The following is a 20,596-nucleotide window of genomic DNA, read 5'->3' as shown; positions in this document are numbered from 1 at the left end:
GTGGTCTGGCAGCACGCATGGCCGAAAGAGCAGACCGCCTCGACGCCAGGCGACCGGAGCAGTCACACGGACCCTGCCAATGAAGCGGTTCTGGAAAGACAATGGACTTTCGCTGGTGCTGTTCGCGTTCTTCCTGGCGGCACTCCTGGGGCAGTCCCTCGCAGGATACGCAGTGGAGTTGCATGAACTGCAGACCCACGGACAGCCCTCGATACCCTTTGCGGATTATCTGCGCAGCGGCGACTTTGTCGAAGTCACGATGGAGAACTGGGAGAGCGAATTCTTCCAGATGTTCGTCTACGTCGTCTTCACCGTTTTCCTGTTTCAACGAGGCTCCGCAGAATCGAAGTCGCCGGATGAATCCAGCGACGTCGACCGCGATCCACGCCTGCGCGCGAATCTCGACGATGTCCCGGGTCCCGTCAAACGCGGTGGATGGCGACTCAAGCTCTACGAGAACTCCCTGAGCCTGACTTTCCTCGCTCTCTTCCTCGTCAGCTTCCTGCTGCACGCTGCCGGGGGTGTGCGAGCGTACAACGAGCAGTTGCACCAGCATGGCGAACCGGCGCTGACCTTTGCCGACTATCTCTTCAGCTCGCAGTTCTGGTTCGAATCGCTGCAGAACTGGCAGAGCGAATTTCTCGCCATCTGGTCCATGGTCGTACTGAGCATTTTCCTGCGGCAGCGTGGCTCGCCGGAATCCAAACCAGTGGATGCGCCGCATGCGCAAACCGGATCGGACTAGCGCCCGGCCTGCAGTTCGGCCAGTCCACTCCGATGCTTCCCCGCGATCGAATCCGATTCAGATTGATCCGCCCGCCGTCATCGTCATACGGGATTGCCACCATGCCGGCCCCCGACGCCCCGGACGGTCCCCCCGCTACAATGCCCTGACCTTCCGGCTGGCCTCTATCGCAAGGCTACAGACCGGCACTGACCTCATGACCTCATGCGCTCGAACGCATAGACAACGAATGCGCAAAGCTCACACGCCAACTCTGCCGGAATCCGCAAGCGTAGCCTCCGGCGACATCAAGACCGACTATTGGCTGCTGCTGTGTGCGGCGTTGCTGCTGATCGCGACCGGCATCGGTCTGCGCGATCCCTGGCCCGCCGACGAGCCACGCTTTGCCCTGATCGCTCGCGACATGGTGTTGACGGGCGATTGGTGGGTGCCGCGCGTCGGCGGCGACATCTATTCGGACAAACCACCGCTGTTCTTCTGGCTGATTGCCGCTTTCTACAAGCTCACCGGCTCGCTGCGCTGGTCCTTCCTCCTGCCTTCAGTGCTGAGCGGCATCGGCTGCGTGACACTGGTCTACGACCTGGGGCGTCGCCTGTGGAACCAACAGACAGGATTCGCGGCAGCAGGCCTGTTGCTGCTCACAGTGCAATTCACGTGGCAGGCAAGACAGGCCCAGATCGATGCGACGTTGTGCCTGCTGACGACGCTCAGCCTCTACGGGTTGCTGCGACACCTGCTGCTGGGACCGCAATGGCGCTGGTATGTCGCCGGTTGGGCCGCCGCAGGACTCGGAGTCATCACCAAAGGCGTGGGGTTTCTACCTTTGCTGGTGTTGATTCCTTTTGCGCTGCTGCGCTCCCCGCACTGGTCGCCGCGAATGAGTGACACGCGGTGGGGCTATTGGCTCCTCGGTCCGCTCGCCTTCCTGGTCGCCGTCGGGATATGGCTGGGACCCATCCTGCTCGCCGCCCAGAGCGATCCAGCGCTGGCGGCGTATCGCGACGAAATCCTGTTCCGGCAGACGATCGAGCGCTACGCCAGCGCCTGGCATCACAACAAGCCGTTCTGGTACTTCCTGGTGAACGTCATCCCCGCATTGTGGCTGCCGCTGACGGTATTCATTCCCTGGCTCATCCCCAAATGGCGCCAGGCGCTGCAGCAGCGCGACCTGAGAATCGCATTGCTACTGTCGTGGATCATGCTTGTCATCGCATTTTTCAGCCTCAGTGCCGGCAAGCGCGGTGTCTATGTCCTGCCCGCCGTGCCCGCGATGGCACTGGGCTGTGCGCCGTACGCGCATGAACTGCTGCGACGGACATCGGTCCAGCGAATTCTGTACGGACTGACCGTGGCCATGGCCGTCGCGTGCAGTGCGGTGCTCTTCTATCTGTGGATTGCGCCTGCGAGGCACCAGGATGTCATTGCGGACTATGCGATCGACCCACTGGCTCCCCTCATGCTCCTGAGTGCAGTCAGCATCATCGTGTGCGTGATCGCGCGACCACATCGCGGCTTGTGGGCATACGCCGGTGTGTTCACCGCACTGCTGCTGATCGTCAGTTTCTGGCTGAATCCGGCAATGAACAGCGCTCGCTCGGGTGAGGCTTTCGCACAGAGGATCGCGCAGGCCGCCGATCCACAGCGGGAACTGGGCTTTGTGGCTTTCAAGGAACAGTACTTGCTCAACGTGCGCCGCAGCGTCGTGCACTTCGGGCATGCCCGCTGGCGTGACGCAGACCAGGAGGCATTCGATGCCGCAAAATGGTTGAGCGATGGCGTCGGGCGGCAACTGATCGTGAGCGACTACGCACGGGAATTGTGTTTCGCCACGGCGCAGGCGCAAGCCATCGGAGAGGCGAATCGCACGCAATGGTGGCTGGTCGAAGGCACCGCCGACCCAGTGTGCATTGCCCGTGGCCATGCGGCGGCGGCTTACACGTACGCACATCGAGTGACCGCCGACGCCGGTCGCTGACGAGACGAATGAATACTACAGATCCGTAAGCATCGCCGTCCTGGTCGGGACGTCGACGATTGATTCATCGCAGCGGTGACGTCTCACGAGTGAGCTATGTGCTCCCGCTCCGCCCCACGCATCCAGCCGGGCACTTGCAAGGCGAATCCAGGATCCCGGAGCACTGCAGAGTATTGCGGTTGAGAATGCCTCCGCATGTCGTCAAACACGGCATGAACCACTGCGCATCTGCACGGCCGTGAGCGTCCCCGCCCATGCGCTGACGCGCCACTCGGGTCTGGATCGCGTGCTGTCCCTCTGGAGGAATGGCTTCGCTTGCGACTCACCCGTCGTATTCTCGTTTGCCATATCGTTCGTATGGCTCGTGCTCTACAACCTGCGCTTCTGGGAGGACACCGCCGCAGCGATGTGGCATGGGAACGTCGCGTCGAGTGCGTTCATAGCCAGCCTGTTCACTGTCGTCTGGTGCGTGCAGGCACTCCTGCTGTTACTGATCCCACGGCGAATCCTGATCGTCGCCACCTCGCTGTTGTTCGTCATTGCGGCCGTCGGTTCGTTCTTCTCCAGCGAATACGGCGTGCTGATGAACAAGGACATGATGCGCAATATCCTGCAGACCGATCCGGCCGAGGCGCGGGGACTGCTCAGCTCATTGCTGGCCGAGTGGACCCTCGTGATGGGAGTTCTGCCCGCGTTGATCGTAAGGAAAGTCCGCTTCCCGCGCCTTCACTGGCGAGGCGCGCTGCGCCAACGCGCCATCGCGATCGCCGGCATCCTGGTCATCTGTGCGGTGGCGCTGTTCAGCGGCTCTGCCAGCTACGCTGTGTTCCTTCGCGAGTACAAGCCGCTGCGCTTTTCCCTGAGCCCTGTCGCCCCAGTTGCCAGCACGCTGCAGTTGATCGTCGATCAGCAGCGGGAACACAGCAACGGTCCGGTCATCAACGCCAGCGGACCCGTGACGCGGGTGCTGCCGCCGCAGCAGAAGCCGATGGTCATCGTGATCGTCGTCGGTGAGACAGCGCGCGCCGACAATTTTCAGCTCGGCGGCTACTCGCGACCGACGAACCCCCGGCTGTCGACCGAGGAGGGGCTGGTGTACTTCGACCAGGCAACGTCATGCGGCACCGCCACGGCGGTTTCCGTTCCATGCATGTTCTCTCATCTCGGACGCGAATCGTTCGATGTGGATGAGGCACCGCACTACGAGAACCTGCTGGATACCTTGAGCGAGGCCGGCTTCGATGTCGAATGGCGCGACAACAACGCCGGCTGCAAGGGCGTGTGTGAGCGCGTCAGGCAGGTTTCGTACGCCAACCGCACCGATGCCGGAAAATGCGCAAACTCCTATTGCTATGACGAGGTCATGATCGATGACATGGTGCCGCGTCTGCGGGACATCAGACACGATACTGTCATCGTCATGCATGCCATCGGCAGTCATGGCCCGGCCTACTTCGAACGCTATCCACCCCGGTTCGAGACCTTCACTCCCGCCTGCCATTCCAACGAGCTGCAACGCTGCAGCGTTGCGGAAGTAGTGAATGCGTACGACAACAGCATCGTGTACGCGGACTACATGCTCGCCGAGAGCATCGCCCGGTTGCGTGCGGCGTCCAGCCAGGTCGATAGCGTGCTGCTATACGCATCGGACCATGGCGAGTCGCTGGGCGAGCAAGGCATCTACCTCCACGGCCTGCCGTACAGCTTTGCCCCCGCCGTTCAGAAACATGTGCCCATGATGCTGTGGATGTCTCCCGGTTACGAAGAGCGGCGTCAGGTGAACGGCGAGTGCCTGGAGTCGCAGTCGATGCGCCCCGTCTCCCATGACAACATCTATCACACGGTGCTCGGAGCCGCGGGTGTGCGCAACACCAGCTACAACTCGGCGCTGGACCTTCTGACGAGCTGCACGGGCCCCGCGGCAGGCACTCACGAGTAGCGCGATCCATTGAGCAGCCTGGCTTCCCGGCCAGTTCATCTCGCACGTCCCTGGCGATTGCCGCTGACCACGACTTACGTCCTACCGTGAGATCGGAGCAATCGGCCGATCGACGCCGGATGTACAGACCCGCCAGCAGCGAGAGCGCCCGGGAGACCACCATGAAGCGTGTGAATACAGCGATTGCCCACGGCGTGTGTCTCGCCATGCTGCTCGCGCTTGGGCCGGTCGCGGCAGCCGAGGACATTGCGCAGCTCGCGCTCATCACTCCCCAGGCGGGTCCATCGGCCAACCGCGCGCTCGACAGCGGGCAACTACTGCGACGGCGGGCAAAGATCGGACGAGTCGACATACTGGTCGATGATGTCTTCGAGAAGGGAACGTCGCTCGCGGCGCCCTACCGGCTGGCCAACACGCTGCACATTTCCACCAAAACACAGACGATTGCGAACCAGTTGCTGTTTCACAGCGGCGACGCCTACGACCCGCACTCACTGGAAGAATCGGCGCGGATGCTGCGCGATCAACGCTACCTGAACGAGGCCAGCATCGAGCCTGTCCGCTACAACGACGACAATACCGTCGACGTCCTGGTGCGCGTTCACGATGTCTGGACCATGAGTCCCGGCTTCTCGTTCGGCCGCAAGGGCGGCGCGAACAGCATCAATCTCGAATTCGAGGACACCAACTTTCTCGGCTGGGGAAAGCAGATCGCCGTGGATCGTTCCAGCACGGTGGATCGGGACATCTGGCGAATCGCGTACAAGGATCCGCAGGTGTTTGGCAGCTGGTGGCGTCTTGGCGCTTCGCATGCCGACATGAGCGATGGTCACGAGAGCACACTGAGTCTGGGACGGCCTTTCTATTCCCTCGACTCACGCTGGAGTTTCAACGTCGCCGCTGTGGATTCGACCGCAACCCAGTCGCAGTATTCCCTCGGCGAGATCGTCAATCAGTTCCAGATGCAGCAATCGTCATTCGACGTGGGCGGTGGCTGGTCGCAAGGCCTGCGCGAGGGCTGGACACGACGCTACCTGGGCGGACTGCGCTACATCGATCGCGCCTTCGCGCCGCCCATCGATGGCGGTACCGCAGATCTCGTCAGCAACGCCATTCCGCAGGGCCGCGTGCTGGCCTATCCGTGGGCCGGCGTCGAAGTGATCGAGGATCAATACCGCAAGACCCGTAACCTGGATCAGATCGGACGCACCGAGGATCTGTACCTCGGCCGGACCGCACGCCTTGAACTCGGATACGCCTCGACAGCGTTCGGCTCGACGCAGAGCGCGCTGATGATCAATGCCTCGGCGCAGGCAGGCTTCGAACCGGCCGATGAGCAATACATCATTGGCAACATCGGCCTGCATGGGCGCGTGGAGCGCGGCGAGCTGCGCAATACGCTGCTCGACATCGGCAGCCGCTACTACCTGCGACAGTCGTTGCGCAGCGTCCTGTTCGCGTCCGCGACGTTCTCACTCGCCTCACAGCTCGACCCCGAGGAGCAGTTGCTGCTCGGCGGAGACAATGGCTTGCGGGGCTACCCATTGCGCTATCAGGCAGGCACCTCCCGCGCGTTGTTCACGATCGAGGAGCGGTTCTATACCAACTGGCAGCCGCTCAAGCTGTTCAATGTCGGCGCCGCCGTGTTCTTCGACGCGGGTCGCACGTGGGGGACCGATCCGTATGCTGCGGCGAACGGGTCCGGCGAGTCGCTGGGCTGGCTGCGCGATGTCGGCGTCGGCTTGCGACTGGGTAGTGCCCGCTCCGGCCTGGGCAATGTCCTGCACATCGATGTCGCCATGCCGCTCGATGGCGGCAATGACATCGACAATGTCCAGTTCCTGATCGAGACCAGGCGATCGTTCTGACCATCCGTTCATCGACGTTGCCGTCCGCCCGATGAAACCCGCTGTCGAAAGCAACACTGCCCTCCATTTCTGGTGGCACGCCGCTCGCTGGCCGTTGGCGCTGGCCCTCGCCGCAACATCCATTCTCGCGACGACGAATGTCGACATCGCCATCGCCAACGCGTTGTTCTTCGATGCCGTCAGGCAGCGCTGGCTGGGCGGCGACAGCTGGTGGGCCAACGAATTCATGCACTCCGGCGGCGGCTGGCTCGTGCGCAGCATCATTGCTGCCATCGCAGTGGCCTGGATCGCTACCTTCATCAGTGAGCGCATGCGTCACTGGCGCAGACCCTTCGCCTACTTTCTGCTGTCGACGCTGTCGACCATAGCCATCATCGGCTTCCTGAAGCACGTAACGAACGTCGATTGTCCGTGGGATCTGACGATCTTTGCCGGCCGCTTTCCGTATGTGCACCTGTTCGCAGACCGTCCCGATGCACTGCGTACGGCGCACTGCTTTCCGGCGGCGCACGCCGGCTCTGCCTACGCACTGATGGCTGTCTACTTCGCCGCACTCGAACTGGATCAACGGTGGGCGCGCGCGGGACTGGCCATGGCCGTTGCGCTGGGGCTCGTATTCGGCATTGCACAGCAGTCGCGCGGCGCGCACTTCGTCTCGCACGATCTGTACAGCGCCACGATTGCCTGGTGCGTCTCGCTCACACTCTATTGCGCTGCCTTTCGCTGTCGCCTGTGGGGAGCGGCGAGTGAATCGCTACGGTCTATGCGGCGTTGCTCAGCGAGGTTGTCGCCGCCGAACCAGGTAACACCGCCGGTGCCCTGCGCGAGCGAATGATCCATTCGGCCAGCAACAGATTGGGCACCCAGGACAGCCACGCAATGGCGGGATACGCCATCGCCATCGGCAGATCGGCGAGCTGGGCCGATGGCAGATACAGGCGCACCGTGACAGCGGCAAGCGTCAGCGCATAGCTGCGAATCATCCAGTCCCGATGGGCTGCCAGATTTCGTCGCCGGATGTATCGATATGCGCCGAAGGTGCTGCCCAGCCAGCTCACCGCCAGGAGGCCGAAGCCCCACTGCACGAACGGACCCCCTGTTGAATGCACAGCGAGTGTGAAGCCCGCGATTCCGCCGAACAGGACCGCGAGCACGTAGATCCGTCCGAACCACCGATGCAGTGATGCGAATCGGACCCGCAGTCGGGTGTTGAGCTGGAATACGCCCACGGCCAGGGCGAGTGCCCCACCGATGAAATGCGAGAACGCAGCGACGGGGCTTTTCACAAGTAAAGCCTGGGCTAACGGTGGACGGGCCCCGGGAACCAGCACGAGATGCAACGCATACCCCGCGACGCCGAGCGCCAACAGCGCCATCGTCCACCATGCAACCGACCTGGCCCTCATGCCCGCCTCCAGTCCGACATCTTGCGGTTACGACGCGGTTGGCAACGGCAAGGTTGCGTCCGTCGCGAACTTCCCCTCGCAGGCGATCCTCTCTCAAGCAGCAGGACGCGTGAACGGGCCACGGATCCGCACGATTGCCGGGCCGTGGAGATTGCCCCGGCGACCCGGCAGCGTCCAACCAACAGGCAGCCTCGGCCCTGAAGAGGACCTCTCATGTCGATGCATCGTTGGCACGCCCTGTTCGCAGCATGCCTCTGCGCTGTCGCTCGCCTGTGTGCCGCCGAGCACGATATCGAATATGTCGCCGAGCACCTGCCCGAAGTGGCCATGGATAATCGCTACGCGACGCTGCCCGTGTGGACTGGCGGAGAGTCGGACGAGGCCCCCGGGCTGATTTTTCAAGGTGCCGCTTCATCCATGCAAGTCGGCACGCTGAGTCTGGACGGCCCGATGCTGTCGATGTCCTGGCAGCACGACTTCGGCCATGCGTGGCGTGGCGGTGTCATCGGCTTCTATGATCACCTGACCTTCGACAGCGGTCGCGAATCCCGACCGCTGCAGACATTGTTCCGCCCCGACACGCCAATCGAGCGACCCGCCGCTGCACTGTTCACCGATCTCGACGGTACAACCGATGACCGGGGTGTCGGCTTCTTCGTGGCACACGACGGCGACGCGCATCTGCTGGGCCGGTACACCTGGGTCGCGGGTGCGCTATGGCAGCAGGTCGTCCTGAGCGACTACCGCTTCGACTACGAGATCCTGGCGGGACCGCAACGGGGCATGACGGGCAGCATCGACTTCGATGCCACCTACGGGCACGTGACTCCGTTCGCCGGCATCGAAGTACCGCGCGACTTCGGCGAGTGGAGCGTCGCATTCCATGCGCTGCTCGCGTATCCACTACCAAGGCGCGGTGTCGCTGGACACATCTGCGGGCCGGGCTTCGATCTCTCGGGCGACTCCGCTACGGCCGGCAATGGCACCCACTTCGGCGATCCTTCCGTGACGTTGGGCCTGAACCTGACCTACCGCCCCGCACGACTCACCATCGACGTGGGGACGCTGCTGTCACAAGCACTTCTCGAGCCCATCATCCATAAGGGCATAGAGCAGAATCTGGTCTTGTCCTTTACCTGGGCGTACTAGCCGGCTGCACGGCCGCGTCGGACGGCGGTGACAAAGTGAAATAGAACGTCGCGCCCTGCCCCACGGCGCCTTCGGCCCATATCCGGCCACCATGTCGCTGCACGATGCGTTGCGCGAGTGACAGACCGATGCCAGTGCCTTCGAATTCACTCGCCGCGTGCAGACGCTGGAACACGCCGAAGAGCTTGGCGGCGTAGCGCATGTCGAAACCGGCGCCATTGTCGCGAACGAAGTACACCGTCTCGTGGTCCTCGAACTTTGCGCCGACTTCCACCGTGGCTGCCGCAGTATGGCGGGTGAACTTGAACGCATTCGCGAGCAAGTTGATGAAGACCTGGCGCAGCAGCACTGCATCGCCCGTCGCCGCCGGAAGGCTGCCAACGCTCACCTGGAGCGGGCGAGCGTTTTCCTCCTTCTGCAACTCTTCCACTATTCCAGCGACCATCTCGCCAATGTGCACTGTGTCGTGCTTCAGCACCTGCCGGCTCAGATGCGAGAAGTGCAGCAGGTGCTCGATGAGTTCCGCCATCCGATGGGCGTTGGCCGTCACCTTGGTCAGCAGCTTGCGCGCTCCGTCGGGAATCTCCTGCGAGTAGTCCTGCACCAGGATGCTCGAGTAACTACTGATCGCGCGCAACGGCGCCCGCAGGTCATGCGAGACGGAGTAGGAGAAACTTTCGAGCTCCTTGTTTGCGAGTTCAAGTTCCGTGACATGCTGGCGCAAGCGCTCCTGCAGCTCCGCGATCTCGAGGCGCATCTTGCGCACGCTCAGAGCCCGGGCCAGTACCGGCTGGATGACGCTCAAGCGAAATGGCTTGAGAACATAGTCCAGCGCGCCAGCCTGCATCGCCGCGATGGCCGTATCCACGGCGCCGTGCCCGGTCATGACGATGCCCAGCAGGAAGGGATCGATGGCCTGCGCTTCGCGCAGCAGCGCTATGCCGTCGATCTGCGGCATCACCAGATCCGCGACCACGAGATCGAACTGCTCCTTGCGCAGATGCTGCAACGCCTCGACACCGGAGGTGAATCCCGTGGTCGCGTAGCCGATGTCCTCCAGCACATCGCACAGAGCTGTCATCTGCGAGGCCTCATCATCGACGATGAGAAGGCGAGCCAGCGGGGCAGCAATCGGAGTTGTCGAAGTCATGCTCATTGAACTCGAGGTGGCAGGGTCAGCTCCGCCAGTGCGGTGCGCAGTTCACGCAATCGCGGCGGCTTTTTCAGCACCCGATCCACACACGGAGGGATGTCTCGATCATCGAGCAGGCGCTGGCCCCAGCCGGTCAACAACAGCACGGGAGTCGCGGCGGACAGCGCCTTCACTTCGGCGGCAACCTGGCGACCGTCCACATACGGCATGCCCAGATCCGTGACGACCGCGGCAAACGGTTCGTGGCCCGCCTGCGCGGCGGCGAACAGCTCGATGCCCTTGCGACCGCCATCCGCTGCCGTAACGGCATGACCGTCGCCCTCCAGGATCTCCCGCAGCGCATCGATGATGACGGGGTCATCGTCGACGATGAGCAGGCGCAGAGGCCGCCGTGTTGTCGTTTCCGTCGGCAAGCGCACGGCCGATTCGGGACCACTGGCAGGCACGGCAAATTTCACGCGCACCACCGTTCCCTGCCGGGGAGCGCTCTCGATATCCAGTTCCGCGGTGTGTCGGCGCACCATGCCATAGACCATCGCCAGGCCCAGGCCGCTGCCGCGCTCGCCCTTCGTGGTGAAGAACGGCTCCATGCAGCGGCGTCGGGTGTCCTCGTCCATGCCGACGCCCGTATCACGGACCTCGAGCACCACCTGCTCGTCGACCGGCGAGTCGGAGCCGGCCGGTGACGGACTGACGCACGTGCAGATACTCAGCATCCCGCCGTCCGGCATGGCATCGACGGCGTTGAAGACCAGGTTCGTCAGTGCGTCGCGAATCTCGCTCTCGACGCCCATGATCGTCGGCAGGGCCGCCGCCAGTTCGATCTGCGGGGTAATGACGATGCCGCGCTCCTGCACGACGTCGCTCCAGCGCACACGCGTCAACTCGATGACTTGTTGTACGACCCGATTCAGATCCACCCGAGCCTGTTCGAACTGTGCTTCCCGCGGACGGTAGAACTCGCGCATGCGGCCGACTGTCTGGGCAACGTCCTCGATCGCCTGCTGGATCGTCGTGAGATGCCGGCGCCCGCGATCACTCAGGCCAGGCTCACGTTCGAGCAGCGACTCCGTGTAAAGCGCGATGGGCGAGATGGCGTTATTGATATCGTGCGCCACGCCGCTTGCCATCTGACCCAATGCGCGCAGGCGCTCCTGCTGCATCACCGTTTTCTGCGTCTGTCGCAACTCGTCATAGGCGAGTTGCAGTGCCGAATGCAGGTGTGCCTGGTGTGAAGCGAGCCCGACATGCTCGCTCAGCTGGCGCAGAAACTCGCAATCGCCACTGCTGAAGCCTGCGACCGTGCGGCGGGCCGCGACGACGACGCCAAACACACGGCTTTCGACCAGCAGCGGCGCGACGACCAGCGACCCCAGGCCCGCGGCCGAGAGCCGGCGCGGAAAGGCGAACGATGAATCGTGGAGATCCGGTTCGTACAGGAGTTCGCCGCGGACACTGCGCACCAGACCGCTCGGCTCGAGGGGAATCTGCATGCTCTCGACCAGGTCGAACTGCCTGGCGAGCAACGCGCTGCTCGCCCCCATATTGCCCACCGTCAGCGTTTCGCCCGCGTTGTCGTAGAGCAGCACGCAGCCAAAGTCGATCGGCATGTTGTCTTCGAGGTTCTTCAGCACGACGCGAAATATGCTCGGCAGATCCTGCCGATCGCCGATCGCCCGCGTGATCCGGTTGTGCAGATTCATCCGGTTGAGCTGCGATTCGATGCGTCGTTGCGCCTGCCTGCGCTCGGTGATGTCCGTGACGAAGCCGCAGAAGGTGGTCGTCGAACCGGTGGTGATCGCACTGATCGACAGCTCGACCGGGAACTCCGTGCCATCACGACGCAACGCCGAAAGTTCGATCAGCTGGTTCAGGATCGGCATGGCCCCACTGTCATTGAAGCCCTGCATGCCGCTGAGGTGGTCACTGCGATAACGCTCCGGAATGATGGTGGTCACCAGATTCAGGCCGACCGCCTCCTCCCGCTGCCACCCGAACATGCTCTCGGCCCGCTGGTTCCAGTCCAGGATCCGACCGCTGGTGTCGATCACGACGACGGCGCTGAGTGCGGAGTCCAGAACGGCGCGCACCCGCCCTTCGCTGTCGAGCAATGCGCCGCGTTGTTCCTCGATGCGTGTCAGCATCTTGTTGAACGTATCCGTGAGTCGGCCCAGTTCGTCGTTACTCACGCGTGCCGCGCGCACCGAGTAGTCGCTTCGATCCGAGACAGCACTCGCTGTAGCGACCAGTGCCGCAATGGGCTCCGAGATCTGTCGTTGCAGCGCCCGCGACAGCAGGTACGCACCGAACAACGCGATCACCGCCACCAATGCGGCGACGGCCCCGAGTCCAAGAAGCTGCTGGTACACGGGCGCCATGTCGAATGTGAGCACCAGCGTTCCGAGGGGCCGGGCGCCGTTCTGCACCACCGGATAAGCATCGATGAGATAACGACCCTCGAAGCGATGGCCGCCATCGACAGGCATCTGCTGCGAATTCTGCGGCGAGATCGAGATCGGATACGCGGCGAAGTAGTTGCCTTCCTGATCGAAGAGTTCGGCCGCCACCACGCTGGGATCGGCGCGTAGCGCCCCGAGTATTTCACGAGCCGCCTCCGTATCGTGGAAGGCCAGTGCGGCGCTGCTGTTGGCAGCGATCACATTGCCGAGCGACGCCAGATGCGTCACCGTCGATTCGCGCAGCGTGATGAGTTGGGCGGTAACGAAGCCAACCAGCGTCAGCAGCAATGCGAGCCCACTGGTGAGCAACGCTGCACGCATGAGCTGGCGCTGCAGGGTCATTGCGATGGCTCCGGATGCCGCGTCACCAGGCTCGCCAGTGACAGCAGCTTGGAACTTATCGTGAGGCCGGCCGCTTCTGCTGCCTGTGGGTTGATACGCAGCCGCAATCTGTTGTCGACAGTGACGAACTCGATGACCCCGCCGCGATCGGCGAAGGCAGGGGAATCGGCGACGGTCAGAATCGACCGGTCACGCAATTCTGCAAGCGTTGATTCGAGCGGCAGCGTCGCTGACGATGCAATGAACAGGATCTGGCAATCCTCCACCTCCTCGACACGCTGGTAACGCTTCACCGCGAACGGACGGCCGTCCACCGCCTCGCCTTCCACGGCCTGATCCAGATATTTCTTGAACGGGTCCTCGCCCAGCACACACAGGCTGAACGGAGCGTTCTGCACGGACGTCGTGACCGGCCATTCCACGAACTGGCTGAACTGGAACAGGAACACGGCCTTGAGCTGGTACTCGGGCGCTGCTGCAGATGCTGACGTCGCCCACCAACCGGCAGCGGTCATCATCATGAGCATGATCCTGAGAACGCCCTGCCGTCGCGACACGTTGAACCGCTTCTTCACATGCGCCAGGCGATGCGTCCATAGACGCTGCGTTCGATCTCGCGCGTCGCCGGGGATGACGGCACGAACTCCACGTGCCGTTTATCGAAGAGGTTCTGTCCTACCACCGACAGTTCAACCTGTCCGCCGAGAGTCCAGGCGAGCCGCAGATCCATGGCGACATAGCTTGGTACGCGCGGGTTCGGCAGTGCATCGACGTATCGCATGGTCGCGTCGATCTGCACGGAGTCCGTCAGGTCGACGAGCGACTGGATGACGACCTGATTCTGCGGATCGTTGCCCTCTCCAGACGCATTGTTCGTATCTGCGCTGCGCGACTTGACGACGAGGCGCTTGTCGAACCACGTATAGCCGCCGCGCAGTCGCCAGGCATCGATCACCTGGTACGTGCCCGACACTTCGATGCCATAGGTCTCGCCTCGTACGCCGTTACCGAACGTGAGCGGCACGAACAAAGGCGCTGGTCCCGGCTCGACGCTGCGCAGATTGTCGTACTCGTTGTAGAACCCCGTCAGCCCGAACGAAAACACCGAGTTCGGTGCCATGCGCCATCCAAGTTCGTAGGCGAGCAGGTCTTCGGACTGAAAGTCGCTTCCCTCGATGAGTCCGATCTGCGGCGTCAGATTCAGATAGAACTCCCGATCGATGCGCGCGGGAGTCCGCGACGCCCGGGAGATCGCCCCCCATACCGTCTGCCGCTGCGACGGTGTCCAGGCGAGCCGTCCGCTCGGCTGATGCTCATAACCGGTGTAGTCGTTGTGCTCGATCTTGGTTCCCAGCGTCAATCGCAGGCGCTCCGGGACCAGTGTGATCTCATCCTGTACGAAGAAACTGAAGAGCCGCAGGTCCTTGTCCGCCGGCAGGAATTGAAAGAGCGGCAGGTTACTGACTTCGTGCTGCATGCTTCGCGCGCCCACTCCCCAAACGAGCTGCTGTCGGGGACTCAGCTGAAACCGGTGTTGCCAGTCGAGGTCGTAGGTGTCGAGGTGTTCCGTGAAGCCGTTACCGAAGTCGCGACGCGTGCGGTCGAAATAGATCTGCAGCTGGAAATCAGAAGTCGCGGAAACCACCTGCTGCCATCGGCCGAGCAGGTTGCCGCCATCGGCGGCGACCGCCACGGTGCCATCCGGGTTGGGGCTGGTCTTGTAGAAGTCGGATTGCAGCGTGAGCGTCGAGACCTCGCCCGCCCAATCCATGCGAAAGCCGCCCTGCCGGGAATCCCATGAGTCCCCGGCTTTCGAACCATTGATCAACGTCGTGTCATCGCGGTCGAACGCCTTCGCATACACGCGATAGTGCAGATCGGGAGACAGCTCGCCGCCATAACGAATACCGCCGAGCGTGCGCAGCTGCGTTCCCATATTGGCTTCCGCGAACAGTCCCTGCGTCTGCGCGGCGTTGCGCGTGGTGATGCTGATCACCCCGTTCACGGCGTTCGCTCCCCATAACGTTCCGCCCGACCCGCGCACGACCTCGATCCGATCGATGTCCTCGAGCAGCGTGTCCTGAACGTCCCAGAACACGCCGGCATACAGCGGCGTGTACACGGTGCGACCGTCGAGCATGACCAGCAGCTTGTTGGCCAGCACGTTATTGAAGCCGCGGGCGCTGATGGCCCACTGACTCGCGTTCGCCTGCGCGACCTGCAGGTTCGGCGACAATCGCAGGGCTTCGGGAATACTGGTCGCGCCGGAACGAATGATCTCATTGCGCGTGATCACACGGATCGCCGCTGCTGCCTCCACCAGCCGCTCTGGAGTACGCGACACCGAGGTCACTTCCAACGTCAGAAGCTGCTCGACGCTGAGCTTCTTGAGCTGCCGGGCATTCGCGAGTGGATCCGAGGCGGCCTGGGGGGCAGTGGCTGCACCCAGCAGGCACGTACCCAGGAGAGGCAGGAAGCCGCGGGAACGGCGACTGGAGGGACGGGGTTGAAAGTCGGCGCCGAACTTCAATACTCGTCTCATCTCATTCTTCTCCATGGCTCTTACGCCTACGTGACCGACGGTCCGGGGTCCGTGCGGCCGAGCAGTTGTCGTTCTTCTGATTCGGGACCACGCGCTCGTCAGCGGCGGTCTGTCCTCATCTGCGGTACATCGATGCTAACGGACCACGCCATGCGTGGCCACCACACGCGCGTAGTGGAATTCCTCGACGCGCAAAGACCCTACGCGCCAATTGCGAGATTTGCTCAATCACGCGCATGAAAGTGTCCGCGACCGAACGTTATGCACGAAATCGCCGCGCCTTCGTCCGAGTGCTCGAATGAGCGTGCGCCGCTGTAAGCGATGCTGGTCCGAGGGTGGCGCGGCTCGTCAGGGCCTATTGCATGGACGATGAACGGACTGCTTTCAAGGCGCTGGGCAAGAGCGCTGATAGGAATCAACACAGGACACGACCTGACGATTCCGCAACCGCAGACCACGGTTGCAGCAGGTCGAGTCGACTGATCGCGATCAGATCGCGTTCGCGGCGGCGCGGCGCTCGACTTTTCGCAGGATGATGGGCACGAGTTTTTCTTCGAGCACACTCGTGCGTACCGGCTGATTGCTCGGGGCATCGGGCATGAAGACCGACACGCCGAAGCTGACGTCGCCTTTGCGAACGGCCAATCCATCACCCCACCACAGCGATTCGTCACCGAATTTCCGCGGTGAGGGCTTGGATGGAATCACGCCCTGCTCCGCCGAGTCGCGAAACGCCTGCAGGTAACGACGGGACATGTCGCGACCTTCCGGCCACTGCATCACATTGAGGATCACGAAACGTCGCGCGCGCGGGTCAGCCGGAGGACGTGCCTGGATCATCCAGAGACAGGCCGACGAATACGAGCCGTCCGCCTGCCGGCCATCGTCACGACGTCGGCCTTCGGTCACGCTGACACCGATCGCGCTGGTGATCTCTGCGGCGCTCAACAATTCACAGGCGTTGATTGCCGGCGCATCGGCAGCCAATACGCCGCTGGTCAGCGGCAGGCTCAGACACAAGCCGGCGAACAACGTGCGGATCATTGCTGACATGGAATCAGGCCGCTGGCTCGAGGTTGTCGTTCTCACAAATCTCCAGTGCATGGTCATCGTCCGCCCGACTCCTGAGTGAGACGCCGTGCATGGTGGCCTTGTTCCTCACGGCGGAAGGACTGCGGCGCAAACGCGCAGCGATGATTTCCAGTGGCAAGCCGTCTGACGCCAGCTGGCGCAGCAGCCTGATGTCCTCGGACGACCACGCCTGCTTTCCCGGTGTTCGACGAGCGAGCATGCGACGCATGCTCAATGATGATGATTGCATTGGACCTCCCCTGTAGCCGTCGCGGGGCTCAGCAGCATCGGGTAATGCCACTCCACTTCCGACTCTGTTCCCGGACAAAGAACGCACGCCGATCGAGCGCAGGCATCCCGGGATGCGCGGCTCGATGGTGAGCGAGATAGTTTTCGTAAGCGTCGTCGGTGGTCAGCGCGCGGAACAGCTTCCAGGCGCTGCGCACCGCGTCGTTGGCGCGAGTGTTCATGGCATCCGACATCAGGTCTGCGCCATGGCGACCTGTGCCGGCGTTTCCGAACTCGGCAGCACTGGCAATCCCCGCACGACGCGCCAGCACACGCGGGCAGTATCAGCGATCACGATCCAGAGAATCAGCGTCAGCAGTATCACCAGTACTGCATCGAGGCGCTGATTGAAGATCAACTGCTTGGCGACAGCCACCTGTGCTTCGCTCATGGTTCCGGCAGCCACCTTGTCGGCAATATCGTTGGCCGCCGCGAGGAAGCCGATGCGAACGTCGTCCGAGACGACTTTCTGCCACGTGGCCACCGTGGTGACGACCGTGAGCCAGGCAAGCGGCAATCCGGTGACCCAGGCGTAGCGGATTTTCCCCTGCTTCACCAGGATGCCGGTGCAGATGCACAGAGCGATGCCCGCCAGCAATTGATTGGAAATGCCGAACAGCGGCCAGAGGATATTGATACCGCCGTTGGGGTCGATGACACCGATATACAGGAAGTAACCCCAGCCGGCGACGATCAGCGCGCTCGACATCAGGACCGAGGGATACCACGAGGTTTGGCCCATCTTCGGCCAGATATGCGAGAGCGCGTCCTGCAGCATGAAGCGACCCACGCGCGTACCGGCATCGAGCGTCGTCAGGATGAAGACAGCCTCGAACATGATGGCGAAGTGGTACCACAGCGCCATCATGTGCTGGCCGAATGCGGAGGAGAAAATGCTCGCCATGCCGACCGCAAGTGAGGGGGCGCCGCCGGTGCGCGCAAACAGCGTCGACTCACCCATCTGCGTCGCGAGCAACTGCATTTGCTCGACTGTCACCGGGAAACCCCAGCCGGAGATGGTCGCCACCGCCGCTTCAGCCGTCGTCCCGACGACGCCGGGAGAGCTGTTGATGGCGAAGAACACGCCGGGTTCCAGCAGCGTGGCAGCGATCATGGCCATGATGGCGACGCCCGACTCCAGCATCATGCTGCCGTATCCGATCAGACGGATGTCGCGTTCGTTGCCGATCAGCTTCGGCGTCGTACCGCTGGACACCAGCGCATGGAAGCCGGAGATCGCGCCGCAGGCGATGGTGATGAACACGAACGGAAACAGCGCGCCGCCGAAGATCGGACCGGAACCGTCGATGAACTGCGTCATCGCCGGCATGCGGATCTCCGGACGCAACACCACGACGGCAATTGCGAGCAGTATCACGGTGCCCAGTTTGAGGAACGTCGAGAGATAGTCGCGTGGCGCCAGCAGCAGCCACACCGGAAGTACGGCCGCGATGAAGCCGTAGCCGATCACGAACCAGGACAGCGTGACGGCGTCCAGATTGAACCACTCGCGCACGACCGGATGACCGTCGACCCAGCCGCCGCCGCCCACCGCCAGCAACAGCAGGGCAACGCCGATGATCGACGCTTCCAGCACCCGGCCGGGGCGGATATTGCGCATGTACAGACCGACGAGGACGGCGATCGGGATGGTCGCGAACACCGTCGATGTGCCCCAGGGACTGTGGCGCATCGCATTCACCACCACGAGTCCGAGCACGGCGATCAGGATCACCATGATGACCAGCGTGCCGAGCATTGCGGCGTAGCCTCCGACCGGACCGAGTTCGTCTCGCGCCATCTGTCCGAGACTGCGGCCATTGCGGCGCGTGGACAGGAACAACACCGTCATGTCCTGGACGCAGCCGCCCAGCACCGCACCGATGAGGATCCACAACGTTCCAGGCAGGTAGCCGAACTGCGCCGCGAGCGTCGGGCCGATCAACGGGCCCGGTCCGGCAATGGCGGCGAAGTGATGACCGAACACGACCCAGCGATTGGTCGGTACGAAGTCGCGACCGTCGTTGATCCGGATTGCAGGCGTGATGCGCTTGTCATCCAGTGTCAGTACGGTCGCCGCGAGCCACGCGCTGTAAAGCCTGTACCCGATCGCATACACGCATGCTGCGGCGACCAGAATCCACATGGCGTTGATCGATTCGCCACGGTGCAGCGCCAATCCGCCGATGGCGAATGCACCCACGAGGGCAATTGCGATCCAGAGCAGTTTCTTCATCGTTTTTCCCGGCCGGAAACGTTAATCAGGACTCTGGTCAGCGCTGCGCCGACACCTGTTCTTCGGTCACCGCACCGCCCACGTTGCCCCATGCGTTGCGCATATAGCTGGCGATCGCCGCGATATCTTCGTCGGCAAGCTTCTCGTGGAACGAAGGCATGTCCTTCCACTGCTTCTCGCCCAGGTCCGTCACCTGCGGGCCGTAAAGAATCACATTGATCAGCGAAGCCGGATTGCTGGCCTGCACGAGCGGGTTGTGGACCAGCTTGGCACCGCCGTCGTAATCGATATCACCCATGCCGTTGGGCTGGTGACAGGTGCCGCAGTTGAGGTTGTAGAGACGCTCACCTTCCTTCAGGACATCAGCGCTCGCCACCTTGCCCACTGAACCCTTGTCGCCCGGCAGGCTCTTGAGGTAGGTCGCCATCGCACGCACGTCCGCATCGGTGAGATGACGAGTGCTGTTCAGGATGACCTCATTCATCGGTCCGTGCGTCTCCGCCAGGGGATTGCGACCTTTCTTCAGGTAACTGGCCACGTCGTCCAGCGACCACGACTGCAGGCCATTGGAGACGTCGGTGAGATTCGGTGCGGACCAGGTGCGCGTTTCACCGGTCGCCACGACAGCCATGATCTCGCCACCGGTCATGGCGGACTTTTCCGCACCCAGCATGTTGCGCGGCGCATGGCACGCAGAACAGTGACCGAGGCTCTCCACCAGATAGGCGCCGCGATTCCATTCCTGCGACTTCGAGGCGTCGGGCGCGAAGCGGCCGGCGTCGAAGAACATCATCTTCCAGGCGCCCAGCGCCCAGCGCTGGTTGTACGGAAAGCCCATTTCGTTCGGTCGCGCCGCCGCGTTGACCGGCTTGAGCGTCTTGAAATAGTCGTACAGTGCAGCGACGTCTTCGTCGGTCAGTTTCGTGTAGGCCGTATATGGAAAGGCCGGATACAGATGGGCGCCATCGGCGCGGACGCCCTCGCGAACAGCGCGCGCGAATTGATCCTGCGTCCAGTTGCCAATGCCGGTGTCCGGATCGGGCGTGATGTTGGTCGAGTAGATCTTGCCGAACGGCGTCTCGAAAGCGAGGCCGCCGGCGAACGGCTCGCCGCCTTCGCTCGTATGGCAGCTGATGCAGTTGCCGGCGATGGCAATGTATCTGCCCCGCTCGGCGGGCGACTCGCCGGAATCCGCTGCGGCCTGCGGCATTGCCAGGATCGCCAGAAGCAGACTGGCCGCCGTGGCGGCGATTTCGCATTTGAATTTTTGCATGTGGCTTTGTAACGCGTCAGTTCGGGCTGATTTTTCTCTGCAGGGTGAGACCGAACCAGGCTGCCGCAGCATCATGCCGACAGCAGCAACCGCATGCCGTGCTCGCGCACGGCAGCGAGATGATTGGTCCGCAACTCATTTCATCTGTGT

16 protein-coding genes are annotated in these 20,596 nt (G+C 62.8%); 6 read left to right on the top strand and 10 right to left on the bottom strand.

Translation table 11 applies throughout. From position 1 onward, the window contains the following. Positions 1 to 79 precede the first annotated feature (79 nt). From VIZ63_RS22090 to VIZ63_RS22070, 5 genes are all read left to right on the top strand, one after another. Positions 80 to 745: a DUF6766 family protein gene (locus VIZ63_RS22090; protein ID WP_331611979.1), complete on the top strand. Its 666-nt coding sequence runs from the start codon at positions 80 to 82 to the stop codon at positions 743 to 745. 229 nt (positions 746 to 974) lie between these two features. Beyond that, entirely contained in the window at positions 975 to 2,720 is a 1,746-nt protein-coding gene (locus VIZ63_RS22085) for a glycosyltransferase family 39 protein (RefSeq protein ID WP_331611978.1), read from the top strand. Between the two features lie 238 nt (positions 2,721 to 2,958). Next, on the top strand, positions 2,959 to 4,659 hold the full coding sequence (locus tag VIZ63_RS22080) for a phosphoethanolamine--lipid A transferase (protein WP_331611977.1): 1,701 nt from the start codon (positions 2,959 to 2,961) through the stop codon (positions 4,657 to 4,659). Positions 4,660 to 4,820: 161 nt separating this feature from the next. After that, positions 4,821 to 6,527: a BamA/TamA family outer membrane protein gene (locus VIZ63_RS22075; RefSeq protein ID WP_331611976.1), complete on the top strand. Its 1,707-nt coding sequence runs from the start codon at positions 4,821 to 4,823 to the stop codon at positions 6,525 to 6,527. A 31-nt stretch (positions 6,528 to 6,558) separates the two neighbouring features. Beyond that, positions 6,559 to 7,362 carry a phosphatase PAP2 family protein gene (locus tag VIZ63_RS22070; RefSeq protein WP_331611975.1) on the top strand — a complete coding sequence of 268 codons (804 nt, stop codon included), beginning with the start codon at positions 6,559 to 6,561 and terminating at the stop codon, positions 7,360 to 7,362. Here VIZ63_RS22070 and VIZ63_RS22065 read toward each other — a convergent pair. Beyond that, entirely contained in the window at positions 7,289 to 7,933 is a 645-nt protein-coding gene (locus tag VIZ63_RS22065) for a DUF2306 domain-containing protein (protein ID WP_331611974.1), read from the bottom strand. The genes VIZ63_RS22070 and VIZ63_RS22065 overlap by 74 nt on opposite strands. A gap of 213 nt (positions 7,934 to 8,146) precedes the next feature. Between VIZ63_RS22065 and VIZ63_RS22060 the strand changes: the two genes are divergently transcribed. Next, positions 8,147 to 9,082: a hypothetical protein gene (locus VIZ63_RS22060; protein ID WP_331611973.1), complete on the top strand. Its 936-nt coding sequence runs from the start codon at positions 8,147 to 8,149 to the stop codon at positions 9,080 to 9,082. On the opposite strand, the gene VIZ63_RS22055 is transcribed toward VIZ63_RS22060, so the two are convergent. The 9 genes from VIZ63_RS22055 to VIZ63_RS22015 form a co-directional block, all read right to left on the bottom strand. Continuing rightward, a complete protein-coding gene (locus tag VIZ63_RS22055; RefSeq protein ID WP_331611972.1) occupies positions 9,066 to 10,232 on the bottom strand; it encodes a sensor histidine kinase in 1,167 nt (388 codons plus the stop codon). The genes VIZ63_RS22060 and VIZ63_RS22055 overlap by 17 nt on opposite strands. Before the next feature lie 2 nt (positions 10,233 to 10,234). Further along, positions 10,235 to 13,036: a PAS domain S-box protein gene (locus VIZ63_RS22050; RefSeq protein ID WP_331611971.1), complete on the bottom strand. Its 2,802-nt coding sequence runs from the start codon at positions 13,034 to 13,036 to the stop codon at positions 10,235 to 10,237. Beyond that, entirely contained in the window at positions 13,033 to 13,557 is a 525-nt protein-coding gene (locus VIZ63_RS22045; protein WP_331611970.1) for a YfiR family protein, read from the bottom strand. Before VIZ63_RS22045 ends, VIZ63_RS22050 begins: the two co-directional genes overlap by 4 nt. 50 nt (positions 13,558 to 13,607) lie before the next feature. Beyond that, positions 13,608 to 15,578, bottom strand: coding sequence for a TonB-dependent receptor plug domain-containing protein (locus VIZ63_RS22040; RefSeq protein WP_331611969.1), 1,971 nt, complete (start codon positions 15,576 to 15,578; stop codon positions 13,608 to 13,610). Between the two features lie 489 nt (positions 15,579 to 16,067). After that, positions 16,068 to 16,631, bottom strand: coding sequence for a hypothetical protein (locus tag VIZ63_RS22035; RefSeq protein ID WP_331611968.1), 564 nt, complete (start codon positions 16,629 to 16,631; stop codon positions 16,068 to 16,070). A 4-nt stretch (positions 16,632 to 16,635) separates the two neighbouring features. Beyond that, the gene (locus VIZ63_RS22030) at positions 16,636 to 16,899 is read right to left on the bottom strand and encodes a hypothetical protein (protein WP_331611967.1); all 264 of its coding nucleotides are present in this window, start codon (positions 16,897 to 16,899) and stop codon (positions 16,636 to 16,638) included. Positions 16,900 to 16,927: 28 nt separating this feature from the next. Then, positions 16,928 to 17,119 (bottom strand): YbdD/YjiX family protein, encoded by a 192-nt coding sequence (locus tag VIZ63_RS22025; protein WP_331611966.1) that lies wholly within the window; start codon positions 17,117 to 17,119, stop codon positions 16,928 to 16,930. Between the two features lie 11 nt (positions 17,120 to 17,130). Continuing rightward, complete coding sequence (locus VIZ63_RS22020) at positions 17,131 to 19,173, bottom strand: carbon starvation CstA family protein (protein ID WP_331611965.1); 2,043 nt, start codon at positions 19,171 to 19,173, stop codon at positions 17,131 to 17,133. A gap of 37 nt (positions 19,174 to 19,210) precedes the next feature. Then, positions 19,211 to 20,446 carry a cytochrome c gene (locus VIZ63_RS22015; RefSeq protein WP_331611964.1) on the bottom strand — a complete coding sequence of 412 codons (1,236 nt, stop codon included), beginning with the start codon at positions 20,444 to 20,446 and terminating at the stop codon, positions 19,211 to 19,213. Positions 20,447 to 20,596 lie beyond the last annotated feature (150 nt).

Source organism: Povalibacter sp., from assembly GCF_036520495.1.
Taxonomy (GTDB): Bacteria; Pseudomonadota; Gammaproteobacteria; order Steroidobacterales; family Steroidobacteraceae; genus Steroidobacter.
The sequence above is the reverse complement of the archived record's forward strand: the minus strand, read 5'-3'. Positions and strand labels throughout refer to the sequence as shown.

Coding starts and splice junctions, on each gene's coding strand:
- VIZ63_RS22090 (WP_331611979.1), top strand. CDS start 80: ATGAAGCGGTTCTGGAAAGACAATGGACTTTCGCTGGTGCTGTTCGCG.
- VIZ63_RS22085 (WP_331611978.1), top strand. CDS start 975: ATGCGCAAAGCTCACACGCCAACTCTGCCGGAATCCGCAAGCGTAGCC.
- VIZ63_RS22075 (WP_331611976.1), top strand. CDS start 4,821: ATGAAGCGTGTGAATACAGCGATTGCCCACGGCGTGTGTCTCGCCATG.
- VIZ63_RS22070 (WP_331611975.1), top strand. CDS start 6,559: ATGAAACCCGCTGTCGAAAGCAACACTGCCCTCCATTTCTGGTGGCAC.
- VIZ63_RS22065 (WP_331611974.1), bottom strand. CDS start 7,933: ATGAGGGCCAGGTCGGTTGCATGGTGGACGATGGCGCTGTTGGCGCTC.
- VIZ63_RS22060 (WP_331611973.1), top strand. CDS start 8,147: ATGTCGATGCATCGTTGGCACGCCCTGTTCGCAGCATGCCTCTGCGCT.
- VIZ63_RS22055 (WP_331611972.1), bottom strand. CDS start 10,232: ATGACTTCGACAACTCCGATTGCTGCCCCGCTGGCTCGCCTTCTCATC.
- VIZ63_RS22050 (WP_331611971.1), bottom strand. CDS start 13,036: ATGACCCTGCAGCGCCAGCTCATGCGTGCAGCGTTGCTCACCAGTGGG.
- VIZ63_RS22045 (WP_331611970.1), bottom strand. CDS start 13,557: ATGATGATGACCGCTGCCGGTTGGTGGGCGACGTCAGCATCTGCAGCA.
- VIZ63_RS22040 (WP_331611969.1), bottom strand. CDS start 15,578: ATGAGACGAGTATTGAAGTTCGGCGCCGACTTTCAACCCCGTCCCTCC.
- VIZ63_RS22035 (WP_331611968.1), bottom strand. CDS start 16,631: ATGTCAGCAATGATCCGCACGTTGTTCGCCGGCTTGTGTCTGAGCCTG.
- VIZ63_RS22030 (WP_331611967.1), bottom strand. CDS start 16,899: ATGCAATCATCATCATTGAGCATGCGTCGCATGCTCGCTCGTCGAACA.
- VIZ63_RS22025 (WP_331611966.1), bottom strand. CDS start 17,119: ATGAACACTCGCGCCAACGACGCGGTGCGCAGCGCCTGGAAGCTGTTC.
- VIZ63_RS22020 (WP_331611965.1), bottom strand. CDS start 19,173: ATGAAGAAACTGCTCTGGATCGCAATTGCCCTCGTGGGTGCATTCGCC.
- VIZ63_RS22015 (WP_331611964.1), bottom strand. CDS start 20,446: ATGCAAAAATTCAAATGCGAAATCGCCGCCACGGCGGCCAGTCTGCTT.